General features: G+C 64.7%; 18 protein-coding genes. 6 read left to right on the top strand and 12 right to left on the bottom strand.

The features are described from left to right. Positions 1 to 8: 8 nt before the first annotated feature. Positions 9 to 1061: an Ldh family oxidoreductase gene (locus tag ACVWZM_RS11490; protein ID WP_057015461.1), complete on the bottom strand. Its 1053-nt coding sequence runs from the start codon at positions 1059 to 1061 to the stop codon at positions 9 to 11. 403 nt (positions 1062 to 1464) lie between these two features. Between ACVWZM_RS11490 and ACVWZM_RS11485 the strand changes: the two genes are divergently transcribed. Continuing rightward, positions 1465 to 5580 (top strand): bifunctional diguanylate cyclase/phosphodiesterase, encoded by a 4116-nt coding sequence (locus ACVWZM_RS11485; protein ID WP_456853217.1) that lies wholly within the window; start codon positions 1465 to 1467, stop codon positions 5578 to 5580. Here ACVWZM_RS11485 and ACVWZM_RS11480 read toward each other — a convergent pair. The 3 genes from ACVWZM_RS11480 to ACVWZM_RS11470 all read right to left on the bottom strand — a co-directional run bounded on the left by ACVWZM_RS11480 (position 5554) and on the right by ACVWZM_RS11470 (position 6701). Next, positions 5554 to 5895: a hypothetical protein gene (locus ACVWZM_RS11480; protein WP_057015459.1), complete on the bottom strand. Its 342-nt coding sequence runs from the start codon at positions 5893 to 5895 to the stop codon at positions 5554 to 5556. The genes ACVWZM_RS11485 and ACVWZM_RS11480 overlap by 27 nt on opposite strands. Positions 5896 to 5951: 56 nt before the next feature. Then, positions 5952 to 6191 carry a DUF2171 domain-containing protein gene (locus ACVWZM_RS11475; RefSeq protein WP_057015458.1) on the bottom strand — a complete coding sequence of 80 codons (240 nt, stop codon included), beginning with the start codon at positions 6189 to 6191 and terminating at the stop codon, positions 5952 to 5954. 72 nt (positions 6192 to 6263) lie between these two features. Then, the gene (locus ACVWZM_RS11470; RefSeq protein WP_057015484.1) at positions 6264 to 6701 is read right to left on the bottom strand and encodes a cupin domain-containing protein; all 438 of its coding nucleotides are present in this window, start codon (positions 6699 to 6701) and stop codon (positions 6264 to 6266) included. 252 nt (positions 6702 to 6953) lie between these two features. On the opposite strand from ACVWZM_RS11470, the gene ACVWZM_RS11465 reads away from it, so the two are divergent. Next, a complete protein-coding gene (locus ACVWZM_RS11465) occupies positions 6954 to 7553 on the top strand; it encodes a 3-keto-disaccharide hydrolase (protein WP_057015457.1) in 600 nt (199 codons plus the stop codon). A 48-nt stretch (positions 7554 to 7601) separates the two neighbouring features. On the opposite strand, the gene ACVWZM_RS11460 is transcribed toward ACVWZM_RS11465, so the two are convergent. From ACVWZM_RS11460 to ACVWZM_RS11430, 7 genes are all read right to left on the bottom strand, one after another. Beyond that, entirely contained in the window at positions 7602 to 9089 is a 1488-nt protein-coding gene (locus tag ACVWZM_RS11460) for a hypothetical protein (protein WP_057015456.1), read from the bottom strand. Positions 9090 to 9373: 284 nt separating this feature from the next. Continuing rightward, positions 9374 to 10480 carry a glycoside hydrolase family 5 protein gene (locus tag ACVWZM_RS11455; RefSeq protein ID WP_057015455.1) on the bottom strand — a complete coding sequence of 369 codons (1107 nt, stop codon included), beginning with the start codon at positions 10478 to 10480 and terminating at the stop codon, positions 9374 to 9376. A gap of 231 nt (positions 10481 to 10711) precedes the next feature. Then, on the bottom strand, positions 10712 to 11659 hold the full coding sequence (locus tag ACVWZM_RS11450) for a DUF5996 family protein (protein WP_456853214.1): 948 nt from the start codon (positions 11657 to 11659) through the stop codon (positions 10712 to 10714). Positions 11660 to 11791: 132 nt separating this feature from the next. Beyond that, positions 11792 to 13408: a B12-binding domain-containing radical SAM protein gene (locus ACVWZM_RS11445; RefSeq protein WP_168856517.1), complete on the bottom strand. Its 1617-nt coding sequence runs from the start codon at positions 13406 to 13408 to the stop codon at positions 11792 to 11794. Between the two features lie 238 nt (positions 13409 to 13646). After that, positions 13647 to 14246, bottom strand: coding sequence for an NAD(P)H:quinone oxidoreductase (wrbA, locus tag ACVWZM_RS11440; protein WP_456853212.1), 600 nt, complete (start codon positions 14244 to 14246; stop codon positions 13647 to 13649). Between the two features lie 149 nt (positions 14247 to 14395). Continuing rightward, the gene (locus ACVWZM_RS11435) at positions 14396 to 15094 is read right to left on the bottom strand and encodes a pirin family protein (RefSeq protein ID WP_057015482.1); all 699 of its coding nucleotides are present in this window, start codon (positions 15092 to 15094) and stop codon (positions 14396 to 14398) included. A 75-nt stretch (positions 15095 to 15169) separates the two neighbouring features. Beyond that, positions 15170 to 15922, bottom strand: coding sequence for an SDR family NAD(P)-dependent oxidoreductase (locus ACVWZM_RS11430; RefSeq protein ID WP_253588107.1), 753 nt, complete (start codon positions 15920 to 15922; stop codon positions 15170 to 15172). 116 nt (positions 15923 to 16038) lie between these two features. On the opposite strand from ACVWZM_RS11430, the gene ACVWZM_RS11425 reads away from it, so the two are divergent. The 4 genes from ACVWZM_RS11425 (at position 16039) to ACVWZM_RS11410 (ending at position 21521) form a co-directional block, all read left to right on the top strand. Beyond that, positions 16039 to 16953, top strand: coding sequence for a LysR family transcriptional regulator (locus ACVWZM_RS11425; protein ID WP_016846155.1), 915 nt, complete (start codon positions 16039 to 16041; stop codon positions 16951 to 16953). Between the two features lie 172 nt (positions 16954 to 17125). Continuing rightward, on the top strand, positions 17126 to 19561 hold the full coding sequence (locus ACVWZM_RS11420) for a Nal1-like putative serine protease (RefSeq protein ID WP_456853210.1): 2436 nt from the start codon (positions 17126 to 17128) through the stop codon (positions 19559 to 19561). Positions 19562 to 20009: 448 nt separating this feature from the next. Next, positions 20010 to 20999 carry a tripartite tricarboxylate transporter substrate binding protein gene (locus tag ACVWZM_RS11415; protein WP_168856520.1) on the top strand — a complete coding sequence of 330 codons (990 nt, stop codon included), beginning with the start codon at positions 20010 to 20012 and terminating at the stop codon, positions 20997 to 20999. Between the two features lie 141 nt (positions 21000 to 21140). Next, a complete protein-coding gene (locus tag ACVWZM_RS11410; RefSeq protein WP_168856521.1) occupies positions 21141 to 21521 on the top strand; it encodes a hypothetical protein in 381 nt (126 codons plus the stop codon). Here ACVWZM_RS11410 and ACVWZM_RS11405 read toward each other — a convergent pair. Next, positions 21518 to 21991, bottom strand: a complete 474-nt coding sequence (locus ACVWZM_RS11405; protein ID WP_050384246.1) for a YbaK/EbsC family protein — start codon at positions 21989 to 21991, stop codon at positions 21518 to 21520. The two genes, ACVWZM_RS11410 and ACVWZM_RS11405, sit on opposite strands and share 4 nt — an antisense overlap. Positions 21992 to 21995 lie beyond the last annotated feature (4 nt).

Here is a 21995-nt window from a genome sequence, read left to right as displayed (position 1 = left end):
CGCAACTATCAGCGAAGGTCGAGCTCATCGGTGAGCTTGTAATCGGCGGCGAGCGCCTTGAGCTTGTCCCAGGTCGCATCCTCGATCTCGATGCCGTCCTTGCGCCGCTGCTGCTCGCGCAGATATTCGATCTCGCCGGGATAGAACACGCCGCGGCTCCCTTCCGAGGGCGGCGTCGATTTCAAATAGCGGGCGAAGTCGGCGACCTCCTTCCTGAAGTCCATGAGCGGACGGAATGCGGCGACGTTGAACACCGCCATGAAGCAGCCGTCGTTGTGTCGGCCGGTCGGCTCGACGCCGAAGCCGAGCCCGGTCAGGAGGCCGCACAGCACCTCGATCATCGCGGCAAGGCCCGAGCCCTTGTAGCCTTCGCTGCCGCCGAGCGGCAGCAGCGCGCCGCCCTTGCGGTAGTCTTTCGGGTCAGTGGTGTCGCGCCCCTCGGCATCGATGATCCAACCCTTCGGGATGCTCTCGCCACGCGCCACCGCGAGCTGGATCTTGCCGGCGGCGACTGCCGAGGTCGCCATATCGAGATAGAATGGCGCCTCGAGGTCGGAGGGCACCGCGATCGAGAGCGGGTTGGTGCCGAGCCGGGCCTCGCGGCCGCCGAACGGCGCCACGTGCTTCGGCGAGCGGCCGGAATCGGCGGCCGCAATCCCGATCATCCCCTCGCGCATCGCCATCATCGGGTAGTGCGCCAGCCGTCCGACGTGGCTTTGGCGGAACACCGTGCAGGCCGCGACATTGGCGGTCTTCGCCTTGTTGATGGTCATCTCCATCGCCTTGGCGTTGACGTGGAAGCCGAAGCCCCAATGACCGTCGATCACGGTCGTGGTCGGGGTCTCCTGCACGATGGTCCATTTCGCGCCGGGCACGATGTGGCCGGCCTTGATGCGGTCGATATAGGTCGGGATTGCGATCACGCCGTGGGAGTCGTGGCCGGCGAGGTTGGCGTTGACGCAGCCGGAGGCGACTGCGCTGGCTTCCTCCTCCGATGCGCCGGCACCCTTGAGGAGTGCCGCGCCGATGCGCGTGAGACGGTCGGCCTGGACGATCGGCATGGGATTTTCCTCGCGGTCTGCCCGCGTGATGCGCGGGTCGTGCTTGCTGTTGTCGACGTCATGCTCTCAAAGCGCCGAGGGGCGAGCAAGGGCAGAAAAATCCGGGCGGCCATACCGCCAGCAGGGTGCTCGCCGCCGCGATTTCACGGAGTGGAACGGGCGCGGTCGCGATGCGGAATTTGGCTGCTCGGGCGGCGCGAGCAGGACGTCCATCCGCGCCTCGCCACCCTCCGCCTCAGGCTGGCACACCGGTGTCCGTAATATCCCGGAAAACCGCCGCCGGCGTTCGTCAGCCGTTTACTTTGTCGTGCAACTTGCCGGATACGCTAACCACCACTTAGGCCTCTCGCGGGCAATGTTCCCTGCCAGATTGGAGGGGTTGGCCCCCGGGCCTTCAGGAATCGTGCAGTCGAGCATCGGGCGTACCTTCGCGGCGTTGAGTGCCACCAACGAAGCGATCCTGTACGCGAAATCACCAGAAGAATTGTACGGCAAGGTCTGCGAAGCCGCGTTCTCGAGCGGGAGCTTCCTGGCCGCGACCGTGTTTTTGCTGGAGCCGGATACCGGTCTCTTGAGGTTCGCGGCTGGCTACGGCGACGATGTCGCGCGACTATGCAGCATCACCATTTCCGCGATCGCCAACACCCCGGAGGGCGAAGGCGTGGCCGGCCGCGCGTTCCGCGACCAGAAGGCCTGCGTCCGCAACGACTATGTCAACGACGCTGTTTCGGCGGCTTGGCGCAGCGGCGCGGCAGCGGCCGGCGTCGGGGCGGCCGCCGCGGTGCCGCTGGTTTGCAACCGGCGCAGCGTCGGCGTCTTCATGGTGACGCGGCGCGAGATCAATTCGCTCAGCGACGAGGCCGTTTCGCTGCTGGAGCGCATGGCCGCGAACGTGTCCTTCGCGCTCGATAATTTCGACCACGAGGCCTCGCGCAAGAGCGGCGAGCGGGCGATGCGTCGGCTCAACCGCATGTTCGGTGCGATCAGCGCAACCAACGAGGCGATCCTTCGCGCCAAGACCGAGCACGATCTCTATCAGCGGGTCTGCGATGCCGCGGTGTTCAGCGGAAAGTCCTTCGCGACGGTGGTGCTGCTGGCCGAACCCGACACGCACTGGTTCGAGCCTGTCGCCGGCACCGGCGAGGCGCTCGACCTGATCACCCAGACGCGCTTCTCGACCGATCCGGACAACGTCTACGGCAAGGGGATTTGCGGCGAGGCGTTCCGGACCCAGCGGCCCTGCGTCGAGCACGACATCCCGATATCGATGGGCCCGTCGCATATGCCGATCGGCGGCAGCGGCCTGATGGCCTGCGTGGCGCTGCCGCTCACCCGGTTCGGCAAGAGCGTCGGCGTCCTGATTTTCTTCACCGGCAATTCCTGGGCGCGTGACGAGGAGATCATCGCGCTGCTCGCGGGGATCGCCGAGAATGTCTCGGTCGCGCTCGACAATTTCGGCCGTGCCACCGAAAAGGCCAAGGCCGACGCCGAGCGCGAGCGGCTGTCGCGGATGTTCGCGGCGCTGAGCGCGACCAACGAGGCGATCATGCGCGCGAGGTCGCGGCTCGAGATGTTCGAGCTGGTCTGCGCGGCGGCGGCGCATGGCGGCGGATTCAACTCCACCAGCATCCTGATCGCGAAGCCCGGCGACGATTTCCTGGAGATGATGGCGGTCGCGGGGCCTACCGCGGCAAATGCGCGCCGCCTCAACGTCTCGCGCAGCGAGGCTCGCCCCGAAGGGCGCGGCGTCTGCGGCCGGGCGTTCCGCTCGCGGCGCGCCTGCATCAACAACGATTTTCTGGGCGACGTCGCCAGCAATCCGTTCCGCGACGTCATCGACCGCGAGGATGCGCGATCGGGCGCGGCGTTCCCGTTGATCGTCGACGACGAGCCGGTCGGCGTGATGCTGTTCATCTCCGCCAAGCGCAACACCTTCTCGGCTGAATTCGCCGAGCTGCTGCAGCGGCTCGCCGACAACGTCTCCTATGCGCTCGGCAGCTTCGACCGTGCCGACGAGAAGGCGCGGACCGAGGAGCAGAAGGAGCGGCTGCGGCGGATGTTCGCGGCGCTGAGCGCGACCAACGAGGCGATCATGCGGGCGAAATCCCGCAGCGAACTGTTCGATCTGGTCTGCGATGCCGCGGCGGTCGGCGGCCAGTTCGTCTCGGCCACGATCAGGCTGGTGCGGCCGGGCGAGGTCTTCCTGGACAATGTGGCCGCCTCGGGCCCGGACCGGGTGCGGGCCCGAGAGGTTCAGCTGTCGGCCGACGCGACGCGTCCGGAGGGACAGACGCTGACCGGCGTTGCGATCCGCACGCGCAGGCCCTGCATCAGCAACGACTATCTCAGCGATTTCGGCCCCGAATCGCACGTCTATCCGGCGGTGCGCGACAGCGGCAGCAAATCGGGCGCAGCCCTGCCGCTGCTCAAGAACGGCGAGGCGATCGGCGCGCTGGTGTTTCTCTCCAGCGAGTTCGGCACCTTCAGCCCGGAGATGATGGCGCTGTTGCAGCGGCTTGCCGAGAACGTGTCGTTCGCGCTTGCCAATTTCGATCGCGCCGACGAGAAGGCGCGGGACGACGAGCAGAAGGAGCGGCTGTCGCGGATGTTCGCGGCGCTGAGCGCGACCAATGAGGCGATCATGCGGGCGAAGTCCCGCGCAGAATTGTATCGACTGGTCTGCGCGGCGGCGGCGACCGGCGGCAAGTTCACCTCGACCACGATCGCGCTGGCGCAGACCGGAAGCGACTATCTGCGGATCGTCGCGATTGCGGGGCCGGCGGCGGAGGGCGCGCGCCAGGTGACGCTCTCGACCAGCGAGGCGCACCCCGACGGGCGCGGCGCCTGCGGTCGGGCGTTCCGCTCCGGCAAGGCGTGCATCATCAACGACTATTTTGCCGATCCCGAGACCGCCGCTTTCCATGAGCGCGCGCGGCTCGATGGAACGCAGTCCAGCGCCTCGTTTCCGCTTGTTGTCAGCGGGCAGGTGGTCGGGGTCATGATCTTCGTCGCGATCGACAAGGACACGTTCACGCCGGAGTTCGCCGAATTGCTGCAGCGCCTCGCCGACAATCTGGCGTTTGCGCTCGAGAGCTTCGATCGCGCCGATGAGAAACACAAGGCCGACGAGCGCATCGAATATCTTGCCTCGCACGACAGCCTGACCAATCTGCCCAACCGCGAGACGTTCAACGAGATGCTGCATCACGCGATCTCGGCGGCGGATCGCCATCGCCGGCAGCTCGCGGTGCTGTTCATCGATCTCGACCGCTTCAAGGTGATCAACGACTCGCTCGGCCACGACGCAGGCGACATGCTGCTGGTGGCGATCGCCGAGCGGCTGCGTGGATCGTTGCGCGCGAGCGACGTGGTGGCGCGGCTCGGCGGCGACGAGTTCGTGGTCATCCTCGAGGAAACCGCCGAACGCGACGACGTCGAGCGCATCGCCGGCGATCTTCTGGTTTCGCTCAGCCAGCCGCTGCAGCTCAGCGGGCATGAGTGCCACACCACGGCCTCGATCGGCATCGCGATGTATCCGGCCGATGGCTCGGACGTGCAGACGCTGACCAAGAATGCCGACATGGCGATGTATCTCGCCAAGGAAGACGGCAAGAATGGCTTCCGCTTCTTCTCCAACGAGATCAGGGCGCAGTCGATCGAGCGCTTGACGATGGAGAGCGCATTGCGCCGCGCACTCGAGCGCAAGCAATTCTCGCTCGACTATCAGCCCAAGGTGGACATGGCGAGCGGGCAGATCAGCGGCGTCGAGGCGCTGCTGCGCTGGACCCATCCCGAGCTTGGCAAGGTATCGCCGGGGCAGTTCATCCCGCTTGCCGAGGAGACCGGCCTGATCGTGCCGATCGGCCGCTGGGTGTTGAAGGAAGCCTGCGGGCAGAACATGGCGTGGCAGCGCTGCGGCCTCAGGGCCGTGACGATGGCGGTCAACCTTTCACCGCGGCAGTTCGGCGATCCGAACTTGCTCGACGACATCGACGCGGCGCTGGAGGAGAGCGGCATGTCGCCGGCGTTGCTCCAGCTCGAGGTCACCGAGAGCATGGTGATGCGCAACGTGACGCGTGCGGTGCGCGTGCTCGACGCGATCCAGAATCGCGGCATTCGGCTGGCGATCGACGATTTCGGCACCGGCTATTCATCGATGTCGCTGATGAAGCAGTTCCCGATCGACACCATCAAGATCGACCGCTCTTTCGTACGCGACCTGCCCAATGATTCCGAGGACGTCGCGATCGCGCAGGCGATCATCTCGCTGGGCAAGGCGCTTGGCATGACCATCGTCGCCGAGGGCGTCGAGACCTCCGAGCAGCAGGAGTTCCTGCGCGCCCATGCCTGCGACGAGATGCAGGGCTTCCTGTTCAGCCGGCCGCTGCCGCCGCGCGATCTCGCCGAATTGTTGAAGCCGTCGCAGGCAGAGGCGTCGCCGCCGTTGCAGCCGTCGCTGGATGGCGAGGCGACCAGCGTGGCCGGGCCGGATCTAGGGCGGAAACGCGCTGTCGTCTGACGGCTGCACGGGCAGGTCGCGAACGTCGGAATCGGTTGATTCGACCTTGCGCGAGAAATCATAGGGCCACGGCAGGATGTCCTGGCCGGCCAACGTCTGGCGCAACACAACGGCAGCCTCCGCAAAGCTCGCGCCGTCGGCAAGGCGGAGCTGGCGGCTCCAGGCGGATGGCAGCGGTTCGGCGGCATCGCGCATCTCGAATGCCGGCCCCCACCACCAGGCCGGCGCGGGCGGCCGTTCCGGTTCCGCAATGGCGCGCCAGCGCGCGAACTCGTCGACGATGCGGGCAAATTGCAGCTTGGCGGCGGGATGCATCGAAGGCCCTTCCTTGGGCCGGGATGATAGCATCGCTCCCACCCCGCGCAACGCGGCTATTGGCGGCCGTGCTGCCAATGCGCCGTCACGTCGGAGCCCGATTTGTTGAGGTGGACGTGCTGGTCGACATGGTCGACCCAGGACAGCGGAATGAAGTGATGGTGCTGACCGTCAGGCGAGCTTTGCTTGGTCAGCTTGATCTGGTCGGTGCCTTCCATGTGGTCCACCTTGCCGACCGTTTTCTTGTCCGACGAGATCACATCCATATGTTCCCGAATATCAGCGGCGTTTGCCATGCGTCATTTCCTCGTCATGATGATGAGGGGATGAAACGCCGCCTGGATGCAAAGGTTGCTAGCCGGTTCCGGCTACTTCTGCTCGACCTCGGTCGCGGTGGCCGGGCCTTCGCCCATGATCAGCAGCACGGCGTCCTCGTCCTTGGCGCCGTCCCAGTGCACCTGCTTGCCGAAATGGGTGACGAAGCTGCCGGCCGGCATCGCCACGGTGCCGTGATCGGGATCGAATTTCGGACCCGAGCCCACCCACCAGGTGCCCTTGAGCACCACGATGTAGCGGTCGTTGGGATGGAAATGCGGACGGCTGAAGTGATTGCCCTTGGTCCATTTGGTGTAGACCATGTAGAAGCCGGGCTTCGAGGGATCGCCGACCACGACCGCATTCTGCGCGCCGCGCGCGTCAGCCGGGCTCCAGGGAATCTGATCAGGCAGCTTGTAGGTCACGGCGGCCGGATTGAGCTCGGCCGCGGAACTGACGCTCAGCGTCGCGGCAAAAGCCAACGGCATCATCAGATATCGCCAAGGTCGGTTTGACGCCGTCATCGGTATGCTCCCAGATCGGATTACTCGGGCGACTGCCGCGCCCATACGTCGCGCGATGCTAGTCGTCCTCGCTTCCGCCCGGCAAGACGCCGCCGTGCATGTCTGATCTCAGGATTGCGGCAACGATCCGTGACACAACGCAGTTGCAATATGAAAAAGCATTTACGCCGCCGCAGACGATGATAGGTTGCGCGCCAACCAAAAGACGGGAGGATAACCTTGAAGAAGCATCTGTCGATACTGGCGGCGGGACTTGTGATCGGTGCGGCCGCGCTGCAATTTTCCACCGCCGCCTCGGGGGACGACGGCTGGGTCACGCTGCTCGACAGCTCCAAGAAGGGTGACTGGGACGAGGTCGGCAAGGCCAATTGGGCGATGAAGGACGGCGCGCTGGTCGCCGACAAGCTCGACGGCAAGGATCTCTCCTATCTCGTCAGCAAGACCCAATACAAGGATTTCCAGATCAGGGCGGAGTTCTGGACCGACGAGGATGCCAACAGCGGCATCTTCATCCGCTGCGAAGGCAACAAGGTGATCGACTCCAAGGTCTGCTACGAGGTCAACATCTTCGACAAGCGGCCGGACCCGACCTACGGCACCGGCGCGATTGTCGACGTCGGCAAGGTCGATCCGATGCCGAAGGCGGCCGGCAAATGGAACGTCTACGAGATCACGGCGCAGGGGCCGCATTTCGTCGTGACGCTGAACGGCCAGAAGACCGTCGACGCCCAGGATTCCAAGCACGCCAACGGCTATATCGCGCTCCAGTATGGTTCGGGCGTGGTCAAGTTCCGCAAGGTGCAGATCAAGCCGCTCTGACGGCGCGGGTTGAGCGGGGCCTCGGTCGCACTCCGACGGGGCCCCTCCTCATTGAGGAGCACTGTCGGTCGCAGAGACCTTCCGATCGTCACTCTGCGTGCGCAGATGATGGCCGATCACGAGCCCGGTCAGGCACAGCAACAGCCCAAGTGCCGGCGGCGCAAACAGCGCCTCTTCCTGGAAGATGCCGTTCACCAGCACGACCATCGTGCCGAAAGCGGCGAGCCCCTGGATGAGGATTCCCGACGAGGCGTAGAGGCGCCAGGCCTTCAGCGCCATCGCCAGGAAGTAGCCAAGCGGCACCAGTGAGCCGATCCCCATCTGGTAGAGCAGCACGCCGACGGCGCTCTCCACCGCGCCGTCCATCGTGCCGGCCGCCTGCGCTGCGTTCCAGTCGATCGAGAAATAACCTTCGGAGAGATTGCCGCCGACGCCAAGTCCGCGGCCGATCGGATTCTGCCGAAAGCCGTCCCACCCGCCCATGAAGCCGATCACATGGAAGTCGCCGATCTGGAGTCCAATATAGATCGCCGCGATGGCGTACAGCACGAGCCCGACCAGCGCGACGGCAAGGGTGATGGTGGCGCCGAGCAGCCAGGTTGCCGTCCAGGCCAGGGCCACGAAGATGACCAGGATGAGCGCGCCTTTTACGCTACAGCAAATCAGCAGCGGGATCGCGGCCAAGGCCAGCCAGCGATATCCGACCGCGAACAGGAACAGGATGGAGAAGGCGATCCCGTAACCGAAGCTGATCGGGCTCATATTCGGTCCGAAGATGCGCAGCAACGACGAAAGGCCGAGGTCCTCGAACAACGGGCTGTTGAGAAAGCTGAAACGGAAGCGATCGATCAGATCTACCGGCACCCTGCCGGTTGCGCGCATCTCGGCTTCCCAGGATCCGGAGCGGGTCGCCTTCAGCTCGTCGAAATGCCAGAACGTGTAGCCGTTGGTGATGGAGAGCCAGAAATCGCGGAACAGCAGTTCGACATATCCGCAGACGATCAGCAGCGCGGCAACCGTCACCAGGAACGGCGTGATGCGGATCTCGAAGGTTGCGGCCGTCAGCAGCGATAGCTGAAACAGAAACAGCGGCAGCGCAATGTTGCGCAGATAGACGAGGGCCGCGTGCGAGTCCTGCGTGGCGCCGAGCAGGAAATACGCCGTTACGGTTGCGAGGGTGATCAACCCCCATTTCATGATCCGGTCGATCTCGGCGGAATGTTTCCGCTCGTGCAGCGCGTAGAGCGCCAGCGTGACCAGCCACATCACCGCGATGACCAGGAAATTGTAGCCCTTGACGAAATCCATCTCCTGCTCGGTCGTCATATAGGACGACAGGATCGAGACGAAGAGGTTCTGGAAGAAGATGATGAAGATGGCGATCGACGGCGCGTAGGCCGGCACCGCGAGCACGATGGCGCAGCCGATCAGACTTTCGACGACGATCGCGAGCCCGGCGTTGGCCACCTGGATGATCGGCGCGAATGCGATCGATGCCACGGCGATGCTGAGTGCAGGAATCAGATCGCCGGCCAACAGCGGCCGCGGGGCTATCTCTGCTCGCACAGGCTCTGACCTAATGTGACCGGACGTGTGGGCGTGCCACACCGCATCGTCGATCTAGTGTCCCGAATCCGAAGTTCGCATCATTTGCCGCACCTTCGGAGCGAACTTCGGATTCGATAAGGACACTAGCAAACTTATGATTCTAGTGTGCTTTATGAATGCGAAGTTCGTGAAAATGGCTGCCGCGAAATCGCACGAACTTCGCATTCAGCACACTAGCCGCGCATTGTGTAAGAACCGGTTAACCAGATGGGTCAGCGGGTCCCGAGCAGGGCCCTCAGCGCCTCGCGGTCGACCTTGCCGGTGACCGGGTCGGCGAGGCCGAAGCCTTGCGACAGCTCCCAATGGGTCCAGCCCCAGCATTGTTGCCGGGCGTAGGCGGTCACGCCGGCGAGCCAGCGCAGCCGGCTATCGCGCGGCGCGCCGGCCTTGAGCACACCGAATTCATTGATGATGATCGGCCGCGAATATTGCCGTTGCCAGACGGCCGCCGGTTCGAGCCATTTGTCAATGCCGCGGTCGGGAATGGCACGGTCCACCATCGCGAGCGCCTTGCGCCTGTCCAGCGCGGTGAGTTGCTCCCGCAGCTGCTGAACCTTGGGATCGTCGGAGCGGACCGGATAGGGCAATCCGGTGACGTCGTGCAGCGGTTCATTCGGATCCCAATGGGCCTGATGGGTGAACACCATCGGATCGTAGAAGTGGATGGCATAGACGACGTTCGGATCGTCGAGCGGAGTGAAATCCGGCAGCGAATCCGCGCGCTGCCAGTTGACCGGCCCGGTGACCAGTGTGGTCTGCGGCAGCAGGCCGCGAATGAAGCCGGCCAGCTCCCGGACTTCGCCCTGCCATTGCGCGGCCTCGACATCCGGCTCGTTCAACAGTTCCGCAAACACACGGTCGGACGGATAGCGCTGCATGACCCGTGCGAGCTCGGTCCAGGCGCGCTTCATTTCGGTCATCGCATTGGGCGGATCGTCCTTGTGTAGCGCGTTGAAGCGCTCGCCGGAGTGCAAGTCGATCGACACCGCATAGCCGAGCGCGAGCAGGGTCTTGAGCGCCGCATCGACGGTGCGCAGGCGGCCGTCGATCTCGGCTTTCGCGGCGAAGCGCGGCATGACGAAGTCGGCGGGCACCGGCAGCCGGATGTGGGTCATGCCGGCCTTGCGCAGCTCGCGCAGCAGGGCGCGGGGTGGCGCCGACCGCGGATCGGCGATCCAGCCGTCGGCATTGACGCCGCGTGACAGCGCCTCGAGCCGCTCGGCCGGGACGCCTTCGATCAAGGCGGGACAGGCCCGCGCGGCGACCGACAGCAGAATCGACGCGCTGACCGCGAGGGCAAGGATCGATGGCCGCGTCATGACCGATCAGCGTGCGATGGTTGTCGCGGGATCGTGACGGGTTGCGGGGCGCTCACGAATATACTGCCTGTTGTGTTCGAGCCGGCCGGGGTCGCGGGGCGTCGTCCGAAAGACAGCTCGGCCAAGCAACGATGCGGTAAAGACGTAACACGAAATTTAACCCATGCGCCTTCGTCGACTGTCCAAGGCGACCCGTCGCGAAGAGGATTGAGCCGCCGGTGCGGCGCGCCGCTAGACCCCTCGGACCACGCCCGGCTGGCCCGGTGCGCATTCCAGCGCAGCACGGTCCCAGTTCGCGTTGATGGCCGCGGCCTCATAGCTCGATTGCAGGAATTCGAGCAGCGCCTTGTCCGGGTCGGCAGCCGTCCGCACGGCGTCGTAGGGCAGGATGAATTCGCCAAGCGCTTCGCTGAAGAACGCAGCATCGGGTCGCACCGGCGTGCTGCGATAGCCCGCGGGTTCCGGATAGGCGTAGGAATAGAACGCAGGATAATCGATCGCGCCGCCGCCCGGCCAGAAGCCGGCGCTGCTGACCTCGTGCGAATAGGCCTCGTGTGCCACCTCGTCGGGCAAATGGGGCACGCCGCCGGGATGCCGCGGCGCGGTTCTGCCGGAAAACCGCGTCACCGCGAGATCGAAGCTGCCCCAGAAGAAATGCACCGGGCTCGCCTTGCCGAGGAAGCCGGTCCGGAATTGCTTGAACACGCGATCGCAGTTCACGAGGATCTGGTGAAACCGGCGCACGGCATCCGCGTCGTACGACGCATGCTGCGTATCCTGCGAAAAGCGGATCGGATCGGCGACTTCGTTCGGTATCTCGTCAATGGCGACGTCGATGCCGAGGTCCTTCAGATTGCTTATGACCGCCGCGTAGAAGCTTGCGACCGATTGACCGGCCAGCGCGAATTGCCGTTCGGTGCCGTCGCTGGTCGAGATGCGGAGCACGTGATCGATGAAATCGAAGTCGATCTGGAACGTGCGATCGCCGTCGGGGATCGGCGAGGTCGTCAGCCCGCGCGCCGTGACATAGAGCGTGACGTGCCAGGAGTGATTGAGCCAGGGCGACTTCGCCAGCCGGATCTTGCCGGCGATCTGGGTGAAGAGCTGGAGCGTGGCACAGCTGTCGCGCCACGCCGCGGTCGGCAGTTCCGGCCAGCGGGTCTTCTGTGTGTTGGTCATGACAAACCTCTGGGCTGCGCAACGTACAGTGTTTCGGCTATTGCGAATTGGTCGCGATGACCTCGGGGGAACCGATCCTCTCGTTCCGCGCGACGTGCTCTGGTCGGCGAAGCGCACGAACGCGCTTTGCCGTCAAACCGCACGTAGGTTAGTTCGCGGCCCAAGCTCCGTGGCCCTCACCGGCGGCATATCGTCGAGGGCGGCAATCCGGCGGTCAATCTCACGGATCACGTGTTTCGAGAATGGCCCGAAATGCAAATACAGCGCCATCAGCATCACGATGTAGCGAAGCGCGCCCGGATTGGACTTGGCGACCTCGACGAAGGTCTTCCAGAACGGTTCGCGGACCTCCGGCAGGGCACGCATGATCGTGTGCACGCCCTCGATGCCGCCAAGCCTCTTGCGTATGTCGCCATCCGGCAGGTCGCGACGCCGGTCGGACCGGTCGAGCATGGCGGCGAGCCGCGACAGCCGTCCTGCATAGGCCGTCGGGTCGAACACGTGCCCGATCACGGCCTTGTAGTCCTCAAGGATGTCACGCAGCGGACGTATGGTGTCGAAATTGCAGCCGAGCGTGCATTGGTCGCCCGCCTGCTCGACTTTCATGAGATCGTGGCCTTCGTGCAGGCGGCCTTCCTTCGCCAGCCGCCGCGTCAGCTGTGTGCCCGGCAGTGCATAGAGCAGTCCAACCATGCAGACTGGAATGCTCGCCTCCTCGATGAAGTCGATCATCGCGTGCCCCATCGAGGCTTTCTCGGTATCGAACCCGACGATGAAACCCGCGGTGACGAACATGCCGTAGCCATAGATCTTGTGAATGCATTCGGCGATGTCGCGCCGGGTGTTCTGCTTCTTCTTCATCTGCACGAGGGTCTCCGGATCCGGGCTCTCAATGCCGACGAAAATCCCGAAGAAGTTCGCGTCCTTCATCGCCTGCAACAGCTCGCTGTCGTCAGCGATATTGATCGAGGCTTCCGTCGAAAACTCGAACGGATAATCTCGCTCCTCCAGCCAGGCTTTGAGCTGCGGCAGCAGGATGCGGAGGTTTTTCTTGTTCCCGATGAAGTTATCGTCGACGAAATCGACATGTCCGCGATAACCGTGATCGTAGAGCGCTTGCAACTCAGCGAGAATTTGATCGGGGGTCTTGGTGCGCGGCACACGACCATACAGCTCGATAATATCGCAGAACTCGCAGGTGAACGGGCAGCCACGCGAATATTGCACGCCAATGAAGAGATAGTGCTCGAACTTGATCAGGTCATAGCGGGGCATCGGGCTTAGCGTGACGTCGATCTTGAATTTCTCGGCGATGAACACGCCCTTGCGCTCTCCACTTTCCCAGGCGGCGACAAATTGCTGAATGATTTGCTCTGCCTCACCGATCACCTGGAAGTCCGCGTCGGCGTAAAGATGCGGGCTGGAGGAGACGTCAGGTCCGCCGACACATACCGGCTTGCCGTGCCGGTGTGCGAGATCGATCAGGTGGAGAAAATCAGGCTGCTGGTTGAGCATGCCGCCGATCATGACAAGATCGGCCGAGTCGAGATCGGCGTCCGTCAAGGGCTCGGTGTTACGGTTGATGAGGCGAATATCCCAATGCTTCGGCAGCATGGCGGCGACGGTGATCAGTCCGAGCGGCGCCGCCGGATACTTCGCATCGACGAGTTCACAAGCTTCCGTATAGTTCCAGAAGGAGTCCTGAACGAACTTCGGATAGATCATTAGGACGCGACAGGGAACCGTCATGTTGCTCCGGCCTGGATATTGACGGGCACGATGACACGCGGCTTGTCGCCGCTCAAGGGTTCAATTCGCGGCCAATTGTCAGGCAATCCTGGGCATGGACGCCTATTACGTCGATTATCGGCCTTTCTTGGCGTCTGTTGGCGTTCCAGCAGCGATCGCTCTTGCGCCGTTGTCCGGGAACGACGTCGCGACTTAGGCAGGGGCGGCAATCGTGAACGAGAATGCCGCCCCCATCGCATCAGCCGTGAAGTTTTCTCGCGGTTTCCGCGATCGCGCGGCCCTGATAGCGGGCGCCGGCGAGTTCGTTCTCGCTCGGCTGGCGGCTGCCGTCGCCGCCGGTGATCGTGGTTGCGCCGTAGGGCGCGCCGCCGGTGACCTCGTCGAGCTTCATCTGTCCGGCAAAGCCATAGTTCAGGCCGACCACCGTCATGCCGAAATGCAGGAGGTTGGTGATGATCGAGAACAGCGTGGTCTCCTGGCCGCCATGCTGGGTCGCGCTCGAGGTGAAGGCGCCGCCGACCTTGCCGTGCAGCGCGCCCTTGGCCCAGAGGCCGCCGGCCTGGTCGAGGAAGTTGGCCATCTGCGAGGCCATGCGGCCGAACCGGGTGCCGGTGCCGACGATGATCGCATCGTAGTCGGCGAGATCGTCGATCTTGGCGATCGGCGCGGCCTGGTCGAGCTTGTAGTACGAGGCCTTGGCGACTTCGGCCGGCACCAGCTCGGGGACGCGCTTGACGTCGACGATGGCGCCGGCTTCGCGCGCGCCTTCCGCGACGGCATTCGCCATCGCTTCGATGTGACCGTAGGCGGAGTAATAGAGAACGAGAACCTTGGCCATGATGGCCTCCTTGTGGTTTGGCAGTAGGGTGAGGTTAAGGAACCCCGTCATTGCCGGGCTTGACCCGGCAATCCATCAAACGGAGAACCTTTGCGAAGCCCGATGGATGCCCGGGTCAAGCCCGGGCATGACGAGTGTGGATGTGGTGATCAGGCCGCGTCGACGAGCACGAGCTCAGCATCCTCGAGCGCGGTGATCTTCAGCTTGGCCTCGTCGCGGATCGCGGCGCCGTCGCGGGCATTGACGCGCACGCCGTTGACCTCGATGCTGCCGGCCGCCGGCACCAGATAGAGGTGACGGGCCTTGTCGGCGGCGTATTCCGCACTCTCGCCGGCCTTCAGCGTGGTGGCGAGCACCCGCGCATCGGCGCGGATCGGCAGCGCGTCATTGTCGCCGTCGATACCCGAGGCGATGGTGACGAGCTTGCCCGAACGGTCCGCCTTCGGGAACGGCTTCGAGCCCCAGGTCGGGTGGCCGCCCTTCGTCGTCGGCTCGATCCAGATCTGGAAGATCTTGGTCTTCGCCGGCTCCAGATTGTACTCGGAGTGACGGATGCCGCTGCCGGCGCTCATCACCTGCACGTCGCCGGCTTCGGTGCGTCCCTTATTGCCGAGCGAGTCCTGGTGCGTGATTGCGCCCTCGCGAACATAGGTGATGATCTCCATGTTGGCGTGCGGATGTGCCGGGAAGCCGGAGTTGGGCGCGATCTCATCGTCGTTCCAGACGCGCAGCGCGCCGTGGCTGACATTATCGGGATCGTAGTAGCTCGCGAACGAGAAGTGGTGCTTGGCCTTCAGCCAGCCGTGGTCGGCGCCGCCAAGCTTTGCGAATGGTCTGAGTTCGATCATGGTCATTCCCCTTGATGTCGATGTTGAGGAGCAGGCCGGGCGCACCGCGCCCGGCGTCTCCAGAAAATTTTGCGATCAGGCGCCGAAGCCGCCGTCGACGTTGAGCACGGTGCCGGTCACGAACGAGGCTTCCGGGCTTGCCAGGAACACGACGCCCGCTGCGACTTCCTCCGGGCGGCCGAAGCGTTGCAGCGCGTGCTGCAAGCGTTGCGTCTCGGCAAACTCGCCACCGTCCTTCGGGTTCATGTCGGTGTCGATCGAGCCGGGCTGCACCACGTTCACCGTGATGCCGCGCGGTCCGAGGTCGCGCGCCGCGCCCTTGGTGTAGCCGACGACGGCCGCCTTGGTAGCGACGTAGTCGGCAAGGCCCGGGAATGAGGCGCGGTCCGCCAGCATGGAGCCGACGGTGACGATGCGGCCGCCTTCGCCCATCAGCTTGGAGGCGGCGCGGATCGCGGTGATCACGCCGTTGATGTTGATCGCCTCCTGGCGGGCGAGCGTCGCGGTGTCGGCCTTGGGGTCGTCGACCGCGCCGCCCGATGCGACACCGGCATTGTTGACCAGGATGTCGAGCCGGCCAAAATCCTTGGCGACGGTCTTCACCAGCTGATCGACATCGGATGACGAGGCCTGGTCAGCCTTGTAGGCGCGGGCGTTGACGCCCTTGCCCTTCAATTCGGCGACCACGGCCTCGGCCTTCTCGGGAGAGGCGACGTAGCTGATCGCGACGCTCGCACCTTCCGCGGCGAGTGCACGGGCGCTGGCCGCGCCGATGCCGCGCGAGCCGCCGGTGACGAGGGCAACCTTGCCTGAGAGCTTCTTTGTCATTGGATTTCTCCATCGGTTGAATTTGATGGCACTTGGATATGCCTCCGGCTGTGGTATATAAATAGAAACTATTGAAACTCATTGTTTCCAGTATTGAGCAATCAGGACAGCGGCCCATGTCGAAACTGCCGGACTTCGAGGCGCTCGCGATCTTCGCAAAAGTCGTGGAATTACGGTCGTTTGCGGCGGCCGCGACCGAGCTCTCGCTGTCCAAGGCGACGGTGTCCAAGGCGGTCAGCCGGCTGGAGGAGCGGCTCGGCGCCCGGCTGTTCAACCGCACCTCGCGGCGGCTGGCGCTGACTGATGCCGGCCAGAAATTGTCGGAGCGCGCCGCGCGGCTGCTCGCCGACGGCGAGGCGGCTGAGAATGAGGCGCTGGCGCAATCGACCACGCCGCGCGGCCTGGTGCGGCTCGCGGTGCCGATGAGCTTCGGCATCAAGACGGTGGCGCCGCTGCTGCCGGAATTCATGGAGGCCTATCCGGAGGTTTCGATCGACCTGCACTTGAGCGATGCCACGGTCGACCTGATCGGCGAGGGCTTTGATGCTGGCCTGCGCATCGCGCGGTTGCCGGATTCCTCACTGATCGCGCGGCGGCTGTGCGGCATGCCGCGCTACACGGTGGCCGCGCCGTCCTATCTGAAGCGCCACGGCCGGCCGACCCATCCGATGCATCTCGCCGAGCACAAATGCTTCGGCTACGCCTATCTCTCGACTCAGGGCGTCTGGCACTACACCAACGCGTCGGGCGAGCAGGCGAGCGTGCGTCCCGCCGGCCAGCTCCGGGTCAATAATGGCGAGGCTGTGATGCCCGCGCTGCTCGCCGGTCTCGGCATCGCCGATCTGCCCGACTTCATCGTCGGCGACGCGATCGCGCGGGGCGAGGTCGAGGTGATCCTGAAAGGCTGGAAGCAGCCCGAGGGCGCCGTGCATCTCGTCACCCCGCCCGGCGGCCCGCGGCCCGCGCGCGTCGAGGTGCTGGCGGATTTCCTGGCGAAGCATTTCGCCAAAGGGCGTGCGCAGCGGAAATAGAAATCCGCACGCGGAGCGGTGGAGGGACATCCGGCCCGCCCCGTCACATTCGTGTCATCCCTTTTAAATTGTATTGCTTATGTGAACTAACCCACGATCGAGGGCTGCCGCGATCGTCTATTTCTGCGTCCTGCACCGGTGTTGCCGCAAAGCGCATTTTCGGAGGAACCAGATGATTGATCTGACCAAGCATGACTTCACGTCATTGTCGGTGAAGGATCTGCTCGATGCCCGCGAGGCCTATCACGTGCATCTGGCACATCTGCAATCGGTCTACGCCACGGCGATCGGCCGCTATCTGATCCGGGACAACGACCGCAACGCGACGGAAAGAAAGGCGCACTCCAAGCCGCAGGCACTCGGACCGCGCACGCTGTTCAATTCGTCGGTCAAGGACTGGTCGTGGCCCTGCATCCTCGTCTTCGTCCGCGACTGGATGAAGCGCTCCGAGCTGAAGAACCATCCCGAGAAGCAGGACCAGCTGGTGCCTCCGTTCCTCTATCTGCCGGATGGTCGCGTCGTGCCCACCTGCGTCGTCAAGGTCGATCCGAACGAGGGCAGTCCCGGCACCGTCGATCCGCCGGTGTTCAAGAGCGATCTGGTCGGCGGCGGCTTTCCGGTGCAGACCATGATACAGGGCAAGATCCACCGCGGCTCGATCGGCTGTCTCGTCACCAATGGCGAGACGGTGTTTGCGCTCTCCAACCGTCACGTGGTCGGCGCCGCCGGCCGCGAGATCTTCGCCGGCTTCAAGAACACCGACCGCCGCCTCGGCATCAGCGATGCGCTGCAACTCGGCAAGCGCGCCTTCAGCGAGGTCTATCCCGGCTGGCCCGGCTCGCGCGTGGTGGCCAATCTCGATGCCGGCCTGGTCCGCATCGATGACGTTAAGGGCTGGACCGCACAGGTTTACGGCGTCGGCCAGGTCGGCGACGTCGTCGACCTCAATGTCGGCACCTTCCGTCTCGACATCATCAACCAGCCGCAGATCGCGTTCGGTGCGACCAGCGGATTGATGAAGGGCAAGATCCTCGGCCTGTTCTATCGCTACAAGACCGTCGGCGGCGTGGAATATGTCAGCGATTTCGTGATCGGCCCGCGCGACGGCGACACGCCGCTCAACAATTATCCGGGCGACTCCGGCACGGTCTGGTTTGTCGACGATCCGGACGCCAAGAAGAACGCCAGCGGCGCGCGGATCCTCAGTCCCCTGGCGCTCGAATGGGGCGGCCAGGAATTGTTCGGATCGAGCGGCAAGGTCCCGATGCAGGTCGCGCTCGGGATCTGCATGTCGACGCTGTGCCGTGAGCTCGATGTCGAACTGATCGGCGACTGGAACGCGGGCCATACCGAGTATTGGGGCGAATGGGGCCACGTCAAGATCGGCGCCTACGCGACCGGTCTGATCGATGCGAAGTTACCCAAGCTCGCCACCATGATGGACGCCAATTCCGACAATATCGGCCTCGACGACAAGCTGCTCGTCGACCTCAAGCCGCATCAGCGAGGCACATTCTCGCCGCTGGCCGATGTCGCCGACCTGGTCTGGCGCTTCACCCGGCACACCGACGAAAGCAACCACTTCGCCGACATGGACAAGCCGGGCAGGGACGGCAAGACGCTGCTCGATCTTTGCGCGGAGTCGACGCGCAACGTCGATCCGAAGGTCTGGAACGACTATTACGAAGGGATCGGCGAGGACCGGCGCGGCGCGCTGCCGTTCCGGGTCTGGCAGATTTTCGACGAGATGGTCGAGTACGCCGCCGCCAACAGGAAGCTGGAATTCGTCTGCGCCGCGGGCATCGTCGCGCATTACATCGGCGATGCCTGCCAGCCGCTGCACATCTCGCAATTCCACCATGGCCTCGATCCGAGCGACAAGGCGCATGCCAAGGTGCACAGCGTGTACGAGACCACGATGATCGGCCGCCACGGCAAGGATCTCATCAAGATGATTCCTGACGCCCGGACCAGCGACGTCGCGGAGATTGCTCCGGGCGGCACGCCGACCGGGCGCGACGCTGCGGTCGCCGTGGTCGCGCTGATGCAGCGGACCGTGAAGCGACTGCCGCCGATGACCATCGTCAACCTGTTCAACTCCCACATGGGCAGCGGCCAGGTCGAGGCGCTGTGGTCGAAGCTGAAGGACGCCACCGCAGCCTGCATGCAGGATGGTGCCAAGACCCTGGCCCGGGTCTGGGAAGCGGCCTGGCGCGCCGGCGCGGGCGAGGACCGCGGGCAGGGCGGCAAGTTCGATCAGGACAGTTTGAGCAAGCTCTACAACGACCCGAGCTTCCTGCCGGCGTTTCCGCTCCAGCAACTCACACTGGACGCCGACGACCACCTCGTTCCGATCGGAGGCAGCAGCACGCGGCGCCGCGGCGCGACAACCGCGCGACGCGCGCGTCCGCAAGCAGCGAAGAAGGCCGCCAAGAAAGCTGCGAGGGAAACGGCCAGGAAGGCGCCGAAGAAGGCGGTGGCGCGCAAGCGGCCGGCCGCGGCTGCTCCGGTCCGACGCGCGGCCGCCAGCAAGAAGACCGCGACCAAGCGCGGCGCGGCCAGCAAGCGGTCGGTCGGAAAGACCCGCAGGGCGGCGCGCAAGCGCTAGAGCAAGATGACTTGCATCACATCGCGCAGCGGATTCAGCTTTACCTCGCCCCGCGTGCGGGGAGAGGTATAGGCCGCCTTTGGCGGCCGTTCTCAAGAACGCCGAAGCGGAGCTTCGGCTATGACGCATCGTTAGATGCGTTCCGGGTGAGGGGGAGCCTCCACAAGTCCAACTGTCGCCGTTTACGCTGAGGCAGCCCCTCACCCCGACCCTCTCCCCGTAAGAACGGGGAGAGGGAGCACAGCGCCGTCGTTATTCGATCGAATCTCAACATGCACTCGGCCGACCAGGCTCGATCTTCCCCATCGGTCAGTCGGCGTCAGGTGCGACGCGCGGGACGCTTGAGATCAGCGCTCCGGTCCTGCACGATGCGACCAAGCCGCGGCTCTGACTGCGGCATCGCGATCGGTTGCGATCGCCAAAAAAGATGATTGGGGAGAAACTCTCGATGAACCGCCGCGAACTCCTGCGCGCCGCTGCCGCATTGCCGCTTGCGCAGGCTGCGCTCGCCAACTCCGCGTTTGCGCAAGCCGCCTATCCCAACCGCAATATCACGATGATCGTGCCGTTTCCGGCCGGCGGCCAGGCCGACCTTGCGGCGCGACCGGTGGCGCTCGCGCTGGAGCGTATCCTCGGCAAGCCCGTGATCGTCGACAATCGCGCCGGCGGAGCGGGCGGATCGATCGGCAATGCGCAGGCCGCGCGCGCCGAGCCCGATGGCTATACGCTGTTGATGACGCTGTCCTCGCTCGCGGTGCTGCCGGAGGCCGACCGGCTGTTCGATCGTCCGGTTGCCTACGAGGTGTCGCAGTTCGCGCCGATCGCGCGTGTGCTTGCCGACCCGACGCTGCTGGCGGTGCCGGCCTCGGCGCCGTGGAAGACGCTGCAGGAATTCGTCGACGATGCGAAGAAACGCCCGGGACAGATTCCCTACGGCTCGTCCGGTCCGTACGGCACGCTGCATGTCGCGATGGAGATGTTCGCGGCGAGCGCAGGAATCAAGCTGCTGCATGTGCCGTTCCGCGGCGCAGGCCCGGCGCTCACCGCACTGCTTTCCGGCACCGTGCAGGCATTGGCGTCGGCGCCGGGCACGCTCAAGCAGCAGGTCGAGGACGGCAAGATGCGCGTGCTCGCCAATTGGGGCGCCGAGCGGATCGCGAGCTTCCCCGATCTGCCGACCTTCAAGGAACTCGGCTACAAGGACGTCGAGTTCTACATCTGGGCGGGACTGTTCGCGCAGTCAGCGCTGCCGGCGCCGATCATGGAGCGGCTGCGCGCGGCGATGGCTGATGCCGTGAAGGCGCCGGAGGTGATCAAGACTTTCGAGACTGCGGGCAGTCCGGTCGCCTATATGGACGCGCCGACGTTCTCAAAATTTGTTGCAGACGACAGCGCGCGGTTGATCGCGGCGGTGAAGAAGATCGGCAAGGTCGAATAGGGAACTCCCGGGACAAACTCTCTTCACTTTTAGTTGTCCGCGCGAACGATCCTTGGCCGCATTCATTGGGCAGCTTTGGAGCAAATCGCGGCGCGGGAACATGCGCGCGCGGGCCAGTATCTGGAACAACGGGAGCCCGACATGCGATCGCAGCGGATCGTCCTGAGCCTTGCCATAGCGATCGGCGGAGCTGTCACGGCAACGGCCGCCGTCGCCGAGGAGTATCGGGGAACCTGGGAACAGCAGATGGCGTGCACACCGGACGTGTGGCGGCTCTGCAGCGACCAGGTGCCCGACGTGCAGCGCATCGTGGCTTGCCTGCGGCAGAACACGCCGCAACTTTCCAACAGTTGTCGCGCCGTGTTCGAATCAAACGCGCAACAGTCGCAGACCCAGGGGCGGGCCCAACAGCCGCAAGCGCAGGGCCGTGCGCCGCAGCAGCCGCAGATGCAGCAGCGGCCGCGCGCACCACAGCCGATGCAGCCGGCGCCATCGCGGCCGCCGTTCGACGATGAGGACTAGTCCCCAGGTCTGACTTCGCAGACGTCGACCCATTCGGCCGCAGTCAGCTCCGCCATCCTGTCGGGCGTGATGCGGACCGCGCTGTGGGTCGAGCCTGCCGCCGGCACCACGACATCGAATGCCTTCAGCGATACGTCGCAATAAACTGGCAGCGGCGTCTTCAGCCCGAACGGGCAGACGCCACCGACCTCGTGGCCTGTGATGTCGGCGACCTCGTCGAGGCCGAGCATCTTCGGCTTGCCGCCGAACGCCGCCTTCACCTTCTTGTTGTCCATCCGCGACGTCCCGGCGGCGACGATCAGCACCACGCGGTCGCCGACCCGCAGGCTCAGCGTCTTGGCGATCCGCGCCGGCTCGACGCCATAGGCCTCCGCCGCCAGCACGACCGTCGCGGAGCTCGTGGTAGATTCGATCACGGAAATTTCGGGCGCCTTCTCGGCGAAGAAGGCGCGGACAGACTCGAGGCTCATGTTG

The sequence above is a fragment of the Bradyrhizobium sp. USDA 4501 genome (assembly GCF_054062115.1).
The sequence above is the reverse complement of the archived record's forward strand: the minus strand, read 5'-3'. Positions and strand labels throughout refer to the sequence as shown.